General features: G+C 42.1%; 15 protein-coding genes. 8 read left to right on the forward strand and 7 right to left on the reverse strand.

Features of this window, described 5'->3' with window-relative positions; translation table 11 throughout:
- Window positions 1-183 precede the first annotated feature (183 nt).
- Window positions 184-726: a 16S rRNA (guanine(966)-N(2))-methyltransferase RsmD gene (gene rsmD / locus AACT52_RS29685; protein ID WP_073634403.1), complete on the forward strand. Its 543-nt coding sequence runs from the start codon at window positions 184-186 to the stop codon at window positions 724-726.
- A gap of 123 nt (window positions 727-849) precedes the next feature.
- Here the strand turns inward: rsmD and petG are convergent, their stop codons facing one another.
- The gene (petG, locus tag AACT52_RS29690) at window positions 850-963 is read right to left on the reverse strand and encodes a cytochrome b6-f complex subunit V (RefSeq protein ID WP_017316458.1); all 114 of its coding nucleotides are present in this window, start codon (window positions 961-963) and stop codon (window positions 850-852) included.
- A 298-nt stretch (window positions 964-1,261) separates the two neighbouring features.
- On the opposite strand from petG, the gene AACT52_RS29695 reads away from it, so the two are divergent.
- Window positions 1,262-1,636: a c-type cytochrome gene (locus tag AACT52_RS29695; protein WP_073634404.1), complete on the forward strand. Its 375-nt coding sequence runs from the start codon at window positions 1,262-1,264 to the stop codon at window positions 1,634-1,636.
- Window positions 1,637-1,873: 237 nt separating this feature from the next.
- Here AACT52_RS29695 and AACT52_RS29700 read toward each other — a convergent pair whose 3' ends face one another.
- Window positions 1,874-2,068, reverse strand: a complete 195-nt coding sequence (locus tag AACT52_RS29700; protein ID WP_143172912.1) for a hypothetical protein — start codon at window positions 2,066-2,068, stop codon at window positions 1,874-1,876.
- Between the two features lie 540 nt (window positions 2,069-2,608).
- Window positions 2,609-5,149, reverse strand: a complete 2,541-nt coding sequence (locus tag AACT52_RS29705) for an NACHT domain-containing protein (RefSeq protein WP_073634405.1) — start codon at window positions 5,147-5,149, stop codon at window positions 2,609-2,611.
- A 392-nt stretch (window positions 5,150-5,541) separates the two neighbouring features.
- Here AACT52_RS29705 and AACT52_RS29710 point away from each other — a divergent pair, with 392 nt between their 5' ends.
- On the forward strand, window positions 5,542-6,084 hold the full coding sequence (locus tag AACT52_RS29710) for a hypothetical protein (protein WP_073634406.1): 543 nt from the start codon (window positions 5,542-5,544) through the stop codon (window positions 6,082-6,084).
- Window positions 6,085-6,439: 355 nt separating this feature from the next.
- Here the strand turns inward: AACT52_RS29710 and AACT52_RS29715 are convergent, their stop codons facing one another.
- The 3 genes from AACT52_RS29715 to AACT52_RS29725 all read right to left on the reverse strand — a co-directional run bounded on the left by AACT52_RS29715 (window position 6,440) and on the right by AACT52_RS29725 (window position 8,703).
- Window positions 6,440-8,170 (reverse strand): ABC transporter ATP-binding protein, encoded by a 1,731-nt coding sequence (locus tag AACT52_RS29715; protein WP_073634407.1) that lies wholly within the window; start codon window positions 8,168-8,170, stop codon window positions 6,440-6,442.
- Window positions 8,171-8,241: 71 nt separating this feature from the next.
- Complete coding sequence (locus tag AACT52_RS29720) at window positions 8,242-8,505, reverse strand: hypothetical protein (RefSeq protein WP_445263933.1); 264 nt, start codon at window positions 8,503-8,505, stop codon at window positions 8,242-8,244.
- 33 nt (window positions 8,506-8,538) lie between these two features.
- Window positions 8,539-8,703 (reverse strand): hypothetical protein, encoded by a 165-nt coding sequence (locus tag AACT52_RS29725; protein ID WP_233154112.1) that lies wholly within the window; start codon window positions 8,701-8,703, stop codon window positions 8,539-8,541.
- 1,137 nt (window positions 8,704-9,840) lie between these two features.
- On the opposite strand from AACT52_RS29725, the gene AACT52_RS29730 reads away from it, so the two are divergent.
- The 5 genes from AACT52_RS29730 to AACT52_RS29750 all read left to right on the forward strand — a co-directional run bounded on the left by AACT52_RS29730 (window position 9,841) and on the right by AACT52_RS29750 (window position 17,295).
- Window positions 9,841-11,019 carry a response regulator gene (locus AACT52_RS29730; protein ID WP_073634408.1) on the forward strand — a complete coding sequence of 393 codons (1,179 nt, stop codon included), beginning with the start codon at window positions 9,841-9,843 and terminating at the stop codon, window positions 11,017-11,019.
- A 136-nt stretch (window positions 11,020-11,155) separates the two neighbouring features.
- Window positions 11,156-12,256, forward strand: a complete 1,101-nt coding sequence (locus tag AACT52_RS29735) for a chemotaxis protein CheW (RefSeq protein ID WP_073634409.1) — start codon at window positions 11,156-11,158, stop codon at window positions 12,254-12,256.
- A 93-nt stretch (window positions 12,257-12,349) separates the two neighbouring features.
- Complete coding sequence (locus tag AACT52_RS29740; RefSeq protein WP_073634410.1) at window positions 12,350-13,804, forward strand: methyl-accepting chemotaxis protein; 1,455 nt, start codon at window positions 12,350-12,352, stop codon at window positions 13,802-13,804.
- 41 nt (window positions 13,805-13,845) lie between these two features.
- Entirely contained in the window at window positions 13,846-16,212 is a 2,367-nt protein-coding gene (locus AACT52_RS29745) for a hybrid sensor histidine kinase/response regulator (RefSeq protein WP_073634411.1), read from the forward strand.
- Window positions 16,213-17,295 (forward strand): chemotaxis protein CheB, encoded by a 1,083-nt coding sequence (locus AACT52_RS29750; RefSeq protein ID WP_073634412.1) that lies wholly within the window; start codon window positions 16,213-16,215, stop codon window positions 17,293-17,295.
- Between the two features lie 208 nt (window positions 17,296-17,503).
- Here AACT52_RS29750 and AACT52_RS29755 read toward each other — a convergent pair whose 3' ends face one another.
- A complete protein-coding gene (locus AACT52_RS29755; RefSeq protein WP_073634413.1) occupies window positions 17,504-18,106 on the reverse strand; it encodes a DedA family protein in 603 nt (200 codons plus the stop codon).
- Window positions 18,107-18,688: the final 582 nt, after the last annotated feature.

Here is an 18,688-nt window from a genome sequence, read left to right on the forward strand (position 1 = left end):
ACAATTGTGGATGAGTCAATAGTCTCTAGTCTTTAGTTCATAGTCAAAGGGTTTTTTGAGAATTGATTGTTAAAAATTGTAAATTTCATATAGGATGGCATTGCCTACCTTTACAAGTAACTGGTGGGTGATGCTTACCCTATAAAAAGATGTTTGCATCTCATGACTAATGACTAATGACTAATGAGTTTAAGAATTTACGGTAATCGACAATTAAAAACTTTACCAGGGAGAGAAACCCGACCGACAAGTGCGCGGGTACGGGAGGCAGTTTTTAATATTTGGCAGGGGACAATAGAAGGTTGTCGCTGGCTGGATGTGTGCGCCGGTACTGGTTCAATGGGTGCAGAAGCTTTATGTAGAGGAGCCAGCCTAGTCGTAGGGATTGAAAAATCTAACCGTGCTTGTGCAATTATCCAACAAAACTGGCAGAGCTTAGCGAGTGCCGAACAAGAATGGAAGGTACTGCGGGGAGATGTCGTACAGCTTTTGCCAAAATTGTCAGGACAGTTTGACAGAATTTACTTCGATCCACCTTATGCGAGTGGATTATACCAGCCAGTGCTAGAGGCGATCGCTCACTCTGGGCTTTTAGACGCCAATGGTGAAATAGCAGTCGAACATAATCCTCAAGATTGGACACCTCCAGTCATTCCATCTTGGGAAATCTACCGCGAAAAAGTTTACGGAAACACAGCTTTAACCTTTTACAGGGTTATGGAGTGAGGGAAGGGCTTCAAAAGTAGAGAAGGATGAGGAGGATGAGGAGGATGAGGAAGTCAAAGAACAATTAGTACTCTTCCTTATCTCCCTCATCTCTCTCATTTCTCTCATCTCCTTATGCTTTCTTTACAAACCTAGCTGATTGCCGCGCTTGTATTGTTGGTAAGCCTTGTAAAACAATCCACTCAAGGTTACGAAGATTAGACCCAGCACAATGCCGTCAAGCAAGGGTTCAACCACTTTAAATCTCCTTTGTTGCTATCGTTCAATATTTTGTTCCCGCCCTTGATTCTACCAAATCTCGCATGAATCCCTTCTTCCAAAAGCTCACATCCCCCTCATCCGACAGCATCCCCCTCATGCCCCTCATCTCCCTCATCCCCCTCATCCCCCTCATCCGACAGCATCCCCCTCACCCCTACCCCCTGCTTAGTTAGCAAAAAAACATTTGTCTGTGCTTGCAGTCACAATCAAGAACTTTTAAGCTATGTGTATGAAATGAAAACTTTTTGTACACTTCGACTTAAACAGCAAACTTTTGGATAACCAGATTACCAAACCTGAAACTCTGATTTGGCGAATCACTCTGACGGCGCTGGCAATTCTGCTAGCAGTCGTTTTGAGCATTTTTGCTGTTGATATAACCAGAGCTTCCGATCCATACGTCAAAAGCGTTCTATCCCTCAAAGGCGATCAAGTACTAGGACACGCCATCTTTCAAATCAACTGTGCTGGTTGTCATGGCTGGGAAGCAGATGGGCGTGTAGGTCCCAGTTTACAAGGAGTCTCAAAGCGTAAATCCCCGTATGGTCTGATTCACCAAGTCATTAGTGGGGAAACTCCACCCATGCCGAAATTTCAACCTAGCCCGCAAGAAATGGCGGATTTGTTGAGCTATTTGGAAACCCTATGAACTTCCCAGGAAATAAAAGGTAGGGACTGGGTAGTGCATACTTTGAATTTGCCGACTGGATTATAGCACAATAATTGCAGCAAGTAGCTTTCGCTTATGTCCCTGGTTGGGTTGGGTCACAACGATTGAAAAATCTGCCAGCCTCCGGAAAAATCGCCCATGTATAAATACTCCTGCATGCCTCCAAAATCTCAGGTTTGGGCGATTTTTCCGCCCAGATCGTTGGCGCTAAACCAACTAATTAGTAATGAGGCTGGCAGATTTTTCCGGTTTTAATGAAACGGCTGAAAAAGACTGCTCGAAAGCAAATTTTGTGACTTGTTCATCAGGCTTTCTAGAACTCGTGTCATCTACATGATTCGAGCTACAACAGCCGTCTGTCCAGTCTTTACCCGGTTCGTGCTTACATACTTTCTTAACCTGCTTGCTCATAAAACCTCACGGTACATGTGGAAACGCATGCCTTCTAGGCGTGGGAGGAAACATGAACGGGTATTTTAATGCCCGTGAAAGGGACTGGTTTTTGATTGGATATAATCCCAGGAACCAGCAAACCTGTTTAAGTGAGGCAAATCTGAAGACGGGTTTCCCGTCGCAGGATATTGCCGTTCACCGAAGGTGTGCCGAAGGCATACCCGAAGGGTCTCCTCGCCCAACGCAACTAAGATAACTGGTCTTTAACCACGACTTAACAAGAAGCCTTACAGATAACCCGAACTGGAGAAGCATTCGGGAGTGTGTACCAAATTGCGTCTCATGGGCTAGTCATCACTTACGTTGTCCAGCTTGTTTAGGACAAGCCCAGTGGCTTTAGCCCTGGGTTGATAACATACAGCCATTCTTTTTTAATGCTATAGCGTACTTAATTAATATAGCATTAAAGGTAATAAGCGGTAATAAGGGGTAATAAGCGGAATAATAAGGGTGTAGTGGAAAAAGATGAATACACCTTACGCCCTGTGAACATAACTTCTATATTTCAAGGGTGAGGGTTTTAGGAATACATTTCTTTGGCAACAATAAATGGTCAACAATTTGGTTGCGTAATTCTTTTGAAGAGTAACAATCTCCTCGAATACATTCTATTAATAGAATATTGGCATAAAAATAATCTTTCAAAGTGTTGATTTGCTTTTGGGAAAATTTCACATCATCAAAACCAATATGTAAATACAACCTCATCAATCCTTTCAATTTTTTTGACCACTCTTGCCATTCCCATGTCAAAGCGTCATCAGAGGGAAAGCAATCTTGCAAGTATATCAATTCATCTGCTAAATCGTCATATTTCAGTTGTCTAGCACGAGCAACTATATCTTCTTCACCCTCAGTTATATCTTCTGGTTCATCACTATTGCTAGAATTTTGAAAAGGAAAATGTTCTTTATCAAGAGTGATTTGATGTTCCTGTTTATGAATACTAATGATACCCTTTTCCTTATCAATAGTGAGTCCACCTCGGAGTTGAGGAGAATTAACACTAACAGGAAGTTCTTTTCTTAACAAAGGGTTGATATTATGAGGTTCAAATTCTTGTTCGTAAGCTTTAGCAGAAACTTTAGCAGAAATATCAACTAAATTTAATGCAAAATTGGACACTTGTGAACGTTTGATAATTTTTTCTCGTTCGTCATTAAACTCTTTCAAGATAACTGCAAGTTTTAAACCCAAGTTAGAATCAATTTTTGTCAATCGATTAGTATAAAGTTCAAACTCCTGATCAACAAATAAATAAAACGCTCTCCATGAACTAGATTTGACTGCGTGTAAGGCTGTTACATCATCCAACCAAGTCAACATATCTTGGAAAATTCTACTATTGACTAGCTTGTTGATTTGGCTAAAAATGAGTTTGAGGAATTCATCAGCATTGGCGAGTCGTCCTGCAATCATGAGAAACACTTCTCGCCACTGATGGTTGGTTAAGTGCTGCTTGATAATTTGTTTCAAAATTTCGGGATTTCGACTCTCCACGATGTAATTAGCAACGAAGTATTCCTGAAAAGTTAGGTGGGAGAATGAATAAAGTTCTTGAGCTTGCTTAACGAGTAATCCATGATTGGCTTCGATAGTTTTCAAGACTGCTAAACTGTCAATCCTCAGCGTCTTAGGAGAAATTTCAGGAAGATTTTCAATATAATCCCTAATTAACTCTTCTAGTTCACTCGTTTGCCAAAAATACTTTTGTGGTTCTTGGTTAAAAGCTTCATAAGCTATCTGGCTAAGCAGATTAACTCTTCGTTGATGTGGTAAGTTAAATTGGTTCGCCCAATTGCGTTCAATTCGCCTACTAGCATCCCATTTGCGTAGTAGGACATTTATAGCATCATCAATCAGTGAGTATTGATTTTTGGGCAATTTATAGTAATCCTCAAACACTAAACACAACATAGTGAGTAGTAAAGGATTTGTTGTTAACTCTTTGATAGACCTGTTTTTTTCTATTTCTGCTAAGAATTCGTCTCCTAGTTTGGGATCTTGATTAGAGGCAAACCATTTCTTAACAAACATCGCAATTTGGTGTTCATTAAAATCTGCCATCTCCACTTCTGTAAAATATTCAAATGTATAATCTGAAGCTCCGGAACGGCAGGTTATAACAAAACGGTTTTTGGAAAATTGTTCTACCAAAGTATTAATGCTTCTGTATATTCGGTTGCTTTCTGCGTCTCTGACTTCATCTACACCATCTAATAGTATCAAGCAACGACCTTGTTCTAGTAACTCCTGAACAAGTGACGCTGACACAGAGGCGTAAGTGAGCAATTCTCGTTTGATAGCATCAATAAGGCTATGTTTATCTTCTTCATCTGCAAATGCTTTCAAGGAAATAAAAATCGGGATAATTTGCTGTCCTATTTCTTGGGTAGTATGCAAAGCTAAGTGTTTAAGAAAAGTCGTTTTACCTGCTCCTGGTTTACCCCAAATCAGAAGCTTATGATAATGTTTAACGGCATCTAAAGCTGCTATATTTCTATCGCTCACTGTATAGTTGATGCGACTAACACTTATACTATTAACACTGTCGCTAGAAATGTTACCTAACAATTCTTCAATTGTTGTTTGCTTTTTGCTTTTAATAGCTTCTAAAACATTGACATTCGCATAAACACTATCTAATTGTACAGGTTGAGTCATAGTAAGCACTTTCATTGTGCCGCACTTTATTCTGAGATATTCCTGGTAGCGGTCAAGCCAATCTTCATGAACATGAGTATTTGCTTGTCCTTGTTCTAATGCTGCTTGTTGTCTCAAAGCTTCTTGATAACTTTCGTATCCTAGCAACACTCTGCATAAGAAGTTAAGATTCTTCTCCTGCATTTTTGTTGGTTCAGGGTTGTTGAAAAAATTACGTAAAGTTTTGTCAGAAATGACATCTTTTGTCAAATTGTCTTTATCTTGATAAACACGATTTAACTCAGTAATGAGAAGTTTCGGTGAACTACCTAACTTTTCTATATAAGCTTGTTTTAATTTTTCAAAGACTTTTTGATGAACTGTAATGGCTGCCATTTATGCTCTCTCGACTTTTCCTAAAATCTTTAGTTTTTCTAAAGTTTTACAAACTTAAGTGGATTGTAGGGTATTTAAAAGCGTAGATGTATACAGATAAACACGAAGAAATTATCTGTTGGAAAATTTTTCTGGCTAGATGGATCAAGATGAAAAGCCTCCAAATTCTTTCTTTTAAAACAAAAAATCTTGGTGAGTATCCCTGATTTACCCGTGTGGTGATCCCGAATTCTTTTTAAAGTTTCAGTTTAGTGATACTCCTCAAGATAGTAGAACAAATCTGCTTGTGGGTATACAGACTCTCGTAGAGAAAACTTGTACAGTATAGTTAATTCCGTTAGTTTCCGGTAGTTACCGCCGATTCTGGTCAACACTACACTAGGAAGTATGATATGAGAAAAAGTAAAGTCAGTACTAAGATAGATGCAGATTACGTTAACCAAAAGTATATAAAATTTCTATCTTCTATATCTATTGAATTTAGATTTTCCCTTAACTGTCTGCTATCTTGGATTCATTTGTGGCGTCAAAGTCGATTCGACCACAATGCCACTCTTCAAGCTTTTGAAATCGTTGAGCAACACACCGAACTTCAGACTCTACTGTTGGAACAACTCCTAAACTGGCGTCTTGCTCCTTACGAAATCGACCCTCATGCTTCAAGTGTGTCACTCAATGTAGACTTTCACTATCAAAAATTAAGAAAGTTTCAATATTCTCTGGCTATCGAGTTCAAGTCGTGCCTAAATCGCACATCTCACTTGACTCAACTATGGCGTCAAGGTCAACTTGACCGCAGTGCTACAATTGTGGCGCTGAAAGAGATTGAGCAAAATGCCAAACGTCAGAGTCAACTTTTAGAAAAACTCCTAAACTGGGATTTTGCTCCTCATGAAGACCATGAACTCTCCCATGAGTTGTCTATCAAAGCATAACGGGAGCGTGAGAACCCCTGCCTTTTAATCCGGGGATGAAACGTGACACGACAGGTTTTAACAATCATGTTTCTCTGGTAGAATTCTTCAAGGTACGCCCTTGGCGATCCATACAGGATATCCATAACTGGACTCCTTTGGGTAGAAACGTAGTATGAGTGACTGTACCGTAGTCTGCGGTGGGACGCCCAAAGTGGACGTAAAATCAAAATGCCTGCGGAGACGGTCCGGCGGGGACTGATTTTCAGTCTAGTTAAGAGTCTAAAAAACAGGAATCAAGGTGGAAATGTATGGCTAATGCCTACATTGGAACATCTTTTAAGAAACAAGCGTACATTTTATGCCGAGGAGTACGTCAAGTCTGGCTAAACTGCTGGGCGTAAAATCTGGCATAACGACGCCCTAGCGTTAACAATTCTTCATGAGTTCCCGATTCGACAATTTGACCGCGTTCCAGAACTAAAATGCGATCGCACCTCCTCACTGTACTCAAACGATGAGCAATAATAAACACAGTCCGCCCTTCCATCAGCCTTTCTAGCGCTTCCTGTACCAAAGCTTCCGACTCTGAATCTAATGCCGATGTCGCTTCATCTAAAATAAGAATTCTAGGGTTCAGCAAAACAGCACGCGCGATCGCGATTCTTTGTCGCTGTCCACCGGATAAATTCACGCCTCTCTCTCCCACCCAAGTGTGATAACCATCTGGCAGTTGGGTGATAAACTGATCGGCGTTAGCAATTTTCGCAGCTTTCTCAACATCTTCGATATCAAACAAGTCTTGCCCGAAAGCAATATTTTGGGCAATTGTCCCAGAAAACATAATCGTTTCTTGGGGAACAATGCCAATTTGTCGCCGCAGGCTGTCAAGCGTGACATCCCGAATATCAACGCCGTCGATTAAGATTTGACCAGTATTAGGATCATAGAAGCGGGGGAGAAGATTCACAAAAGTGGTTTTCCCAGCACCCGAAGCACCCACAAGGGCGATCGCTTCTCCTGGTTGTGCCAACAAACTGATATCTTTTAAGACAGGTTCACCAGATTTGTAGGCAAAGGACACAGAGCTATATTCTACCTTACCAGTCACGGTCGGAAGCAACAGAGCATCTGGTTTTTCCACCACCGTTGGTTGAATAGCCAACAATTCAAAAACACGGTCAACAGACGCCTCACCCTGTTTAAACTCATTGTAGTTGTTCGTTACGTGAGCGATAGGGTCAATCAACAACCCTCCTGCAGTTAGGTAGCTGAGAAAGTCCGCTACTGTCAAGTTATCATTAGCAATTTGCCACGCGCCAACGAACAGCAGTGTTAAAACACTCAAAACTTCGAGAAATCCGATAATCGGAATCTGAATGGCTTTTAGCCGTTCGACTGAGTATTTTGCTTTTAAAGTGCGTTCTGCTTCACGGCTAAACCGGGCAATTTCGTAGTTTTCTGCTGCAAAAGCTTGGATGAGGCGGATACCGCTGAAAACTTCCGTTAGTATTGCTGACAAATCTGAAACACGATTTTGACTTTTTAAGGAAAACTGGCGTAACTTTTCGCCAAACCAACCAATTAAAATACCCATCAACGGTGCAACAATGACTGTAGCTAGTGTCAGTTGCCAATTCAGAGAAATCATGTAAATGGGAATTGCCACCAACTGCAAAACGCAGGGGATAAAGTCATGAAAGAGTTTGTGTACAACTTCCCCAACCCGATCAACATCTTCAGTCAGGCGGTAAGATAAATCACCTGCTTTTGCTGTTTCAAAAAAGCTGAGATTGAGCTTTTGCAGGTGCGAGTAAACCTGTTTGCGGAGATGAAAAGCGACTCGCAGTGCTGCTTTTGCCATGTACATATCTTGCACAGATTGAAAAAATCCTCGTGCCAGAAACACTGCTGCTATGATGCCAAGTTGTAGGGCGATCGCTTTTAAATCACCACCCCCAAAAACAGTTGCGAATTGACGCACGAGAGTCAAAAGTGCCAAAGTCGCTAGCACATATCCCAAGATGCCAATGAACCCCTTGACAAGGGTTTGCCACTGGGGTTGGATGTACGGTAGAAGCTGCCAGTAGTTAGAGCGCGTTTTCAAGCTACAACGTCCACAAAAATACTCTCCTTTGTTTGACGCTATCAGCTTTTCTCTAGTTTCTGAAAGCTCAACTAAATACTCATGTCGGAATCTTCTTTAACTTCCCAGCGCAGTAGCCTTGGTAACTGCGTTACATTTAAGACATGGTTGCCAATCCACAGCACTATTTGTAGCAGCAATAAATTTCTTACCCATGCCAAATCGGTTTCAAAACTTAGGAACTTCCACGCTTCATAAAGCTGCCAAAAGCGATAAGGTAAGTATAAATAAGGAACCATCACCCACACAACTGTCTGAAATTGCCTCAGTGTTAAAATCTCAGATAGGATTTGCAACCCCAGCATCACCAAGTAGGGAACAAACGCAGTTCATAGGCGAGTATCACGCCACCATACACCCCACACAATCACCACGAGAGGTACTATCACTCCCAACACCTGCACTGTAACAAACCAAATTTTAAACCACCCTGGCAGTGGTTGAGGAACGCTGAAGGGTTTCGAGTTTCTCCACGCCCAGCCGACAACTATCACAAAGGGGATCTGTGTCTCTCAATTTTCATAAATCTGCGGAGGATTGCTATATGTAAACATTTAAGAGAAAGAATGAAATAAAAATCAATAATAATCAATTCAATAATGTGCCTAGAAATCTTATTTTTTGGAATTTTTGCATACAGCAATCACAGGTACAAAGGCAGTATAAGACCTAACCTGGTACATGATTCATTTCAAAGCCTTAATCAAAGCTTTGATCCCAATTAAACAACTTTTCTTAAAGCCTTCATAGATTCTACTTGATTTTTAGTGTCTTGTTTGGTAACTTTGGTTATGCAACTAAAGCTGAGTACGTAACCGTACTCTGTTGTCGCTTTTTACTAAAATACGTATATACGTATATACGTAAGAAAGCGATCGCAACGAAAAAAACCTCTTTACAGAACCGTCAGGGACTTGTAGTTGAGTGATTGGGTGTGTCTAGTTTTTGCTATCGGTCGCAATGAGGTTATAGGGTATCTACTGTATTTTCCAGAGGTGAAGATTAATTAGCATGAATACCTACTTTCTTGGAGGGCTGTGGTGCTTACACTGACTGCCCTAAATCTGTAGTGTAAATTTCATCATTCACTAAGCGCACACTTTGAGTGTGATCAAGGATAGATCCAGTTAAGTTAGGTCATTTATGGATAGGGAATAGAATAGCAAGACAGTGTTTGTTTTAGCTAGATATATTGGGGTGAATTTAGTAAACCTACGCTTTGAGGCAAAGTAGGTGACACTCCTCAGATTTTGCACCCAACAAGAGCCTCTGGCTGTAATATCTCGTTACCAGGTTGAACCTGGTAACGAGGGTTTGGAGCCTCTGACGACTCACTGTTGCAACTCGAGGCTTGATCTCAGACTCGCTACTCAAACATTTAAAATTCAAAATTAAAAATTAAAAAAAAATTTGAATTTAGAATGGGTGTTCACGCGTAGGGTGCCGTAAGCATATTTTGAATTAAGCAAAGTAGGTGACAAGGGCAGAATTTTGAATAGACAGGTTTTCTTTTTTAAGACGGAAAAGCAAAATTCATATGAGCTTGTCCACATCTTAAGTGCGGGTAATGACAAAATATGATTCATCCGCTACATATACCTCGAAATGTATAGTAAATTATTTAATTTAGGATGTTGAAATCATTACAGTATCAAGCGGGACAACTCAGTGATTTGCTAGAGGATCTACAAAGTACAGGGAAGAGTGGATCTGTTTGCATCAATGCAATTGTAAATTCTGAGCAAAAGCCAAGATTACGTGTTGTCTTTTTGAACAACGGCAAGATTGTTTACGGCGGGTCAAAAATAGTTAATAATCAAGAACTTGCTAGAAGAATTGGGATTAAGTTAAGTCATGACTGGGCTGAGGTTGCTGTTGGATATGCAGCGCAAAAATTACAAAATCCGTCATCTTTTCGAGAACTTTTAGAGCAAATCGTGCGGATACGAGTGTTTAAGTGGGAAGAGATTGAAACCTGTATCCATACTCAATTTGTGCAAGTGTTAGAACAAACATTGCCTTATCCAGGAAAGTTAGAGTTAGATCCCACAGTTGAGATTGATTTAAGTTATGGAAAAGATGCTCACGGTTTGGAATGGAATAAACTGATCCAAGATGTTGCTCATCGCCAGCACCAATGGACTGCACTTGCTCGTGTTATTCCCAGTATGGAGGCGGTTCCTCAGCTGTTACCAGGTTGGCGAACAGTAAAAACAAGCATTGCGCAGCAGGATTTACACAAGTGGGTGGATGGTAGGCGATCGCTCATTGACATCGCCGAACAATTAGACCAAGACCCTCTAGATATAGCACGAAGCTATACGGAGTGGGTAGCATCGAGCTGGATAACTTTTGGACAGCATACACCTCTGGTTCAAACAGTTTCTCATGTTGAAGAGCAACGTCCAGTTATTCTAAGTGTTGATGACAGCCCTGTGGTGCAGATTTTAATCAAGCGGGCTTTGGGAGAACGCTATCAAGTTCTTTTTTCAGATAACGCTTTGCAAGCGCTGAGTTTGATGAATACCAATCCTATTGCACTGTTGCTGTTGGATGTCACCATGCCAGATATTGACGGCTTAGAATTCTGCCGTACAGTACGTAGTATTGCGAAATTCAAAAAATTACCCATTATTATGGTCACGGCACGAGATAAATTCTCTGATAAACTTCGAGGTCAAATTGCTGGAACAACTCATTATTTAACCAAGCCATTTGAACCTCACCATTTACTTGAAATTGTGGGAAAATTTGTGGGCGAAAGACCAGAAACTTTAAAAACTGTCTCTTACAAATATAACTTTAGATAACAAAGTTTTGCAAGCTTTTCAGTTTAATTTTGTATTGTTACCTATCCTTTTATTATATCAAATTGTATTCAAATAAGTCTCGTCTGACCATTGACAGTTAATTGTTAACAGTCAACATCAAGAGTAGAAAACTGCAATGGAGAACAAAAAATACCTGACATTTCGTATACATGATTTGCACTATGGAATCGAAGCAGCACTGGTTCAAGAAATTTTCCCGCTTCCGGAACTGATACCCATTTTTGAAGCAAGTACCGATATTATCGGCATCCTCAACTTGCGGACGCAAATTGTGCCAGTGATACATCTTGATTGGCTTCAAGGATATCCGCCGAAAGTTTGCCACGTTAGCGACTACATCATCATTTTAGGGTGGGAGGGCTTGCAAATTGGCATACTAGTTCACCAGGTCAACGAAATGTTAGAACTAGATGATGAAGTCATTGAAGCAGCGCCTTCTGATGGATTCCTTTGTGATATCAACACGACATTTCTTGCTGGTATCGCCAATATAGAGTCAGAAACAATTTTTTTGCTTGATTCCAAGAAATTAGTTCGTCAACCAGATATCTTAGTTACCTTGATTTGGGATGCACAAAGCCAGTTGGAGAGCATAACAGCATCTGATGACGAGCAACAAAATTATAACGAATACCAACAGATTGAAGAATTCCAAACACCAAACTTCTACGACTTATTTTGTCCCCATGCGACTTTTGAAGAAAGAGCTATTTTCCGACAGCGGGCTCTTGATCTGAGGCAATCATTAGAAGATTTAGAGGTGACAACCAGCCTCATACCCCTAGCAGTCATTGGCATTGGTAACGAGTACTATGGGCTAGACTTAGAACTGGTGCGGGAATTTACGGATATTGACAATTTGACGCCAATTCCCTGCTGCCCAAACCATATTGTTGGCAATATGAATTTGCGTGGAGAAATTATCACCTTAGTTGATATTCGGAATGTTTTGAATTTGCCAATCAGCCCGATTAGAGTTGGTTCTAAAGCAGTCGTGGTTCAAGTTGATGATATTGTTGCCGGATTGCCAGTCGATAAAGTTTTGGAGGTGGTTAATCTCAACCCTGCTGAAATCAAACCTTTGCCCACAATAAAACTCACGGGCGATGCACAGTACGTTCAAGGAATAGCTTTCTTTCAGGAAAACATGCTGATTGTCCTAGACTTACCTAAAATCCTGACCCAAGGAGGACTGGTAGTGAATGAACAAATATAGTGCTAAGCACAATTCGTATTAAGTATAACTCAAAATCTTGACTCAATTCGGAATCAATTTATAGATAGATATCACCCAGAAGGATATGAACATATGTTGGCAAAATTAAAGTTAAGAGGTCGAATTTTATTGGGATATTCATTTCCGCTGTTCTTATTGATAGTGATAAGCGGTCTGGCTTTTGGAAATTCTCGAAGATTCGATCAATCCTTCAAAGAAGTGGAAGATGCCAAAACCGCATCTAGTGAAGCATCTAAAGCAACGCTGGGTCTATCAAGGATGGAACGGGCAACACGCGGCTTCTTAATATTTAGTGAGACTGAAAATCTCGAAGAATCCTTTAACACAGGGGTATCTGACTATAAGAAATCCCTAGACGTTGCTGAAAAAGTTGTTGTCAACCCACAGCAGAAAGAGCGATTGACAAAAATCCGTCAACTTGGGCAGCAAATCGAGCAATCTGGTCGAGAGACTATTACTTTGGTAAAGACAGGTAAGAAAGACCAGGCACTCAAAACATTTCAAACAGAAAAAACTAGACCGTTTATTCAAAACGCTGAAGCGTTGCAGAAAGAGTTTGAACAGGAGCAAGACAAAATTATTCAAGCATCGATTAACGAAGTCAGACAGGCAACTGTCTTGATACAAATTATTGCCGGTTTGGGTACATTGCTAGCTGCCTCTATCTCCCTAGTCATTTCTTATGCCCTCTCGTCGAGTATTGCTAAGACAATCCAAGACGCCTCTAATGCGGTTGCATCTTCGACAAAAGACATTACTAGCACAGTCAACGAACAGGAACGCACCATCTTGCAGCAGTCTTCCTCAGTGAATGAAACCACAGTTACGATTGAGGAAGTGGGAACTTATTCGCTCCAATCCGCCCAAAAAGCCGAAATCTCTGCCTCTGGGGCGCAGAAAGCCTTAGAACTGGCTGAGTCAGGAACGAAAACAGTGGGTGTGGCGATGGACGGTATTTCGGAACTGAAAGACCAGGTGATTGCGATCGCCAACCAAATTGTTCGTCTTTCTGAGCAAACAGGACAAATCACCACAGTTTCTGACATCGTCGCAGATCTGGCGACCCAAACAAATATGCTGGCTCTCAACGCAGGCGTAGAAGCAGCGCGTGCCGGTGAGCAAGGCAAAGGGTTTGCCGTCGTGGCTGGCGAAATTCGTAAACTGGCTGATCAAAGCAGGAAATCAGCTGACCGAATTCATATTTTGGTCAACGAAGTGCAAGCAGCAATTAACTCCACTATCATGGTGACTGATGAAGGCACCAAAAAAGCGACCCAAGGAATCAGGTTAGCTGAAGAAACAGGTGATGTGTTCATCAATATCGCTGATGCTATTAATATGGTGTTCCTTAATAACCAAGAGATTGCCATGACAGCTAAACAGCAAGCTGTTGCGGTGCAAAGGGTTGTCGCAGCCATGAATGCCATCAACTTAGAGGCAAAAGAAACAGCCCTTGGCATCTCCCAGGTGAAAGAAGCTACCGAAGACCTCAGTGAAGCGGCTCAGAATCTTCAGGCTATGCTGTAACAAAACGAAACAAAATCATTCATCAAAACAGCTTTAAAGCCATGATGATAGAAGACGAAGAACTGCGATCGCTGTACAAAGCAGCCAGTGCCGAACGTATACAGAAAATCGAAGCAGGGTTGCTGCATCTAGAAAAAAATCCCCAAGACAAAGCCAAACTGGAAGGATTACTGCGAGAAACCCACTCCCTCAAAGGTGATTCCCGGATGTTGGGGGTCAAAGATGTGGAAACCCTCACCCACCAAATCGAAGAAATTCTGGGGTCCGTTAAGCAGGGTGAGCGAGTTTTCACTTCCCAACTCTACGAATGCCTTTCTCAAGGACTGGATGCTATTCGTAAAATTGCCCATGAAGCCGTTACCGGACAACCAGCAGGAGTCAGCGTCTTCCATGTCCTAGCTCAACTTATGAGAGGTGAGTCTAGTGATGCATGGTCGGAAATTCCAGAAACCGTACCAGAAAACATAGCTGAATCAGAGGAGGATTCCTCTACCTTCCCCTTTGCACAGTCCTTGGTCTTCGATGATACCGAATCAGAGGAAGATTCCTTGACCCTGGCAGAGCCACAAACCGTATTCAATGATGCAGTTGAAATTAATGAATCCACGGTAGCAAACGCAGACACTATTGCGCCTGAAAGCGACTACCAAATTGACACTATCCGCGTTGAATCCCAAAGGCTCGATAAGCTGTTGACACAAGTAGGTGAACTGCTAGTTACCAAAGGTCAGATTGCAGACCAACTTGTTGAAATTGACGAAATGATCACCCTGTGGGAAGAGTTGAACCGACAAGCTTTTATCATCCGTCAAGCATATAGAGACTTAGAACGACGCGGGCTAGGTAGTCAACTGCAACAGATGCAAAATTCCTCTAATTTAACAGAAAACCGCCTCAAGCAACTGGGAGAGTACCTCAATCGAGTCCAGAAGAAAGCGTTTGACTATACTGCCAGACTCGAAATCATATCCAATGAACTTCAATCGGGAGTCACCTCTCTGCGACTACTGCCATTATCCACAATTTTTCATCTGTTTCCCCGCACCGTACGAGATTTGGCTAAGCAGCAAGGCAAAGAAGTTGATCTTCACATCGAAGGTGAACAGATTAGTGTAGACAAGCGGATTATTGAAGAGATGAAAGACCCGCTGATGCACATCCTTCGCAATGCCATAGATCATGGCATCGAAACACCCCAAGAGCGTTTAAAACTTGGCAAGCCCCCGACGGCAACAATTCACCTGAAGGTTTACCAAACTGGCAACACCGTGAGTATTGAAGTTTCAGATGATGGGCGCGGTTTGGATATCGAAGCCATTAAACTGGCAGCGATGCGCCGTGGCATTCGCTCTCAAGCAGAACTGGCAGCGATGTCAACGGCGGAGATTCAGGCATTGATATTTGCGCCTGGTTTCTCCACTCGCACAGCAGTCACTGAGATTTCCGGCAGAGGCGTCGGTTTGGATGTCGTGCGTGCCAACGTCGAACGACTCAAAGGAACCATCCAAGTAGAATTTACTCCAGGCAAGGGATGTTTATTTCGCATCACGATCAGTAGCATATTCGCAACGACCCATGTCTTGATTGTGCAAGTCAACCAAAATTCCTATGCCATCCCTGTGGAATTTGTGGAAACGATGCTGTTGGTTTCTCCTCAGGAAATCTTTGCTGTGGAAGGGAGCCAAACCTTCCCATTCCAAGGACAGCCTGTCTCGGTTGCTTGGCTTGCAGATTTATTAGGCTTACCTGTCAAAGTGCCTGCATCAACCCAAGCTTTGAACGTTGGCATCAAAAGCATTCCCTGCGTTATTCTGCGGCTTGGTTCCGAGCGTTTGGGATTGCTGGTAGACACTGTCAATGAGCTACAGGACATTGTCTTGAAACCGCAGAGTCATTTGCTCAAGAGGGTTTGCAATATATCCGGTGCCACAATTCTCGGGACTGGAGAAGTTTGCATGGTGCTCAATCCTCCAGATTTGTTCAAGTCAGCCAAAAAGACAGTTGTTTCTATTACAGTTAAGGAGTTAAGCGAAAAAGCACAAATCAAACAGAAGATTCTTCTGGTTGAAGATTCCATTCCCATTCGTACCCAAATGAGGCGGATTTTGGAAAGTGCTGGTTACGAAGTCACTGCTGCTGTAGACGGTCAAGACGGCTTCAACAAACTCAGGGAAAGCCAATTCGATGCCGTGATCTCGGACATCCAAATGCCAAATGTGGACGGGCTGGAACTGACTGCTAAAATTCGCCAATTACCAGAATACAAGGAATTGCCTGTCATTTTGGTGACAACGATGGCATCGGAGGAGGACAAGCGCCAAGGCGCACAGGTCGGAGCAAACGCTTACATCACCAAAGGCGAGTTCGAGCAAGGAGAGTTTTTAGATACATTAAGGAAGTTTGTATAAATGAGTATACGCCAAAAGAAAGTAGTTCTGGTCGAAGATTCCCCTATTGCTCTGGAAATTCTCCAACGATTGCTAAATTCCTCACCAGAGGTGGCTGTGGTCGGTACAGCACGCGATGGTGAGGAGGGTCTGGAAGTGATTACCAAGACGCAGCCGGATGTGATTTGTACAGACCTGATGATGGAAAATATGGATGGTCTGGAGTTGACCAAGCGTGTCATGGCTCAAGACCCGCGACCAATTTTGGTGATTAGCAATTTTGTCCAAAACACCGACATCGACACTATCTTTCGTCTGTTGCAAGCCGGTGCTGCAGATGTTTTCCCCAAACCAACCACTGGTTCGCCGACTGACTATGAGAAAATTAAAGCAGCGTTGATTGCCAAAATTAAAGTCCTTTCGAGTATGAATGTGGCTGCCAAACCGCAACAACAAAAACAGCCGTTGACTCCTCCTGGGTCGCCGACAACATCTGGGTCGTCCTTAAAAACTGAAACACCAGTAACAAATGTGACACTTTCCTACCGGGTGATCTGTATAGGGGCTTCCACACGAGGTCTTCAACCTATCCAAAAGATTCTGAGCAAACTGCCGGCTGATTTCCCATTACCGATTATTTGTACCCTGCACGTAGGCGAAGGCGTTTTGTCAAAATTGGTGGATTGGTTGTCCTTGCAGTGTAAGTTGAAAATCAAAGTTGCTCAAGTTGGTGAGTCCCCTGAACCAGGAACAGTTTATTTTGCTCCAGAGAAGAATCATCTTGAATTAGACTCTCGAGGCAAGTTTATTTATTCAAGAGCTGTACCAGGAGAAAAGCATTGTCCCTCGATTACAGTTATGTTTAAATCTATCGCTCGCTTCTATGGCAGAACAACTGCCGGGGTTTTATTGACTGGGCTTGGTCATGACGGTGTACAAGGCTTACAAGTCATTTCTCAAGTAGGAGGTCTGACAATCGCTCAAGATGAGAATGGTGTGGCGTTTGGCATGGTGAAAGAGGCACTGGCCCTCGGTGCAGCTCAACATTTGCTTCCCATTGAAGACATCGCCCCTTTCTTACTCTTATTTTCTTTGAGCAAATAGTTAACAACCATAACCTTGCCGTCAGGAGGTCAAAAAGACTCGAATCACCCCAAATTAAGGCAAATAAAATTGAGGGACTTACAATTGCACCCATCAAACAAAGGACTAAACCATTTAGTAGTTCACTATACAAACTTGGCGGAGTTTGTAGTAAGTCCTGCATACGCTGCATACGCGCCATTCGCTTACTACAAACTAAGCTTACCCGTTATTTTTGGCTTTGATTTTCTTTGACAACATGAAGAATTGACGGCACTAAAGAAACAACAATAATTAATCCAATAATTGGTAACAAAAACTTATCTACCTGTTCGGCAGGTAGAGATTTTCCTAAGAAAAATCCTAACAGAGTGATGCCGAATGTCCAAAGAAAGCCGCCAATTAAGTTATAGGACATAAATGTACGATAATGCATCGCACCAATGCCAGCGACAATCGGCGCAAAAGTCCGCACGATAGGCACAAATCGCGCTAAAACAAGTGTTTTCTTACCATGCTTTTGATAAAAATTTGTTGTTTTTACCAAATGTTTTTTATGAAATAACCATGAATCTTCTTTTTGAAAGAGCCTACGACCAAATCTGTGTCCAGTTGCATAACCCACATTATCACCAAGGACTGCACAGAGAAAAGCACCAATTATGAGAACCCAGATGTTAAGTAGTTGCTGAGATGCTACGAATCCGGCAGTGAACAGCAAACTATCACCTGGTAGAAAAAAGCCAATCAGTAAGCCAGACTCAGCAAAAATAATTCCCCATACTCCAAAGTATCCCAGTGATTTTATTATTTGTACTAAATCAAAATGCATAGAAAATCCTCTAATTCAATAACTTATTTAACATAAAATTCAAAAGAATATCAGAATTTTTTTGACTTTAACTGATTTATCACACTTTTCCATTGCATACACCAAAGGCAGAGAACACGATGCCAATATACAGCGCTTTCAAAAACATAAACTACAAACTACATGGTAGGGGCACAGCACTGCTGTGCCCCTACGCAAAACCTGCGTTCTACCTAATTGAAAACTCCTGTATTAGCCAGAATCTGCCTAGACCGTTTTATAGCGGTTCTTGATTGAGTGCAATACAACTTTGGATTGTGGGATGGGCTTCTAACCCGTCTTAAATTGAGGGCAGGGTGGATGCCATACGTGTCAACTTAAAGCTCAAACACTCAATTTAGCGTCGTTTTTGCCTCGTTCCCAGCCTGAGGCTGGGAATGCAGCCTTAGGAGGCTCTGCCTTGCTTAAGAGCGTTACCGAGTCCGCAACGGGCGCGGGGGTAAGGGGGTAAGGGTGTAGGGGAATATAGTCCGTCCCGTTCGCGTAGCGTCTCCCCTTGGGAGAAGACTGGTTTAAAGCCTCCCCTTTTAAGGGGAATAGAAA

The organism is Scytonema sp. HK-05 (genome assembly GCF_963872035.1).
Classification (GTDB): domain Bacteria; phylum Cyanobacteriota; class Cyanobacteriia; order Cyanobacteriales; family Nostocaceae; genus Kalymmatonema.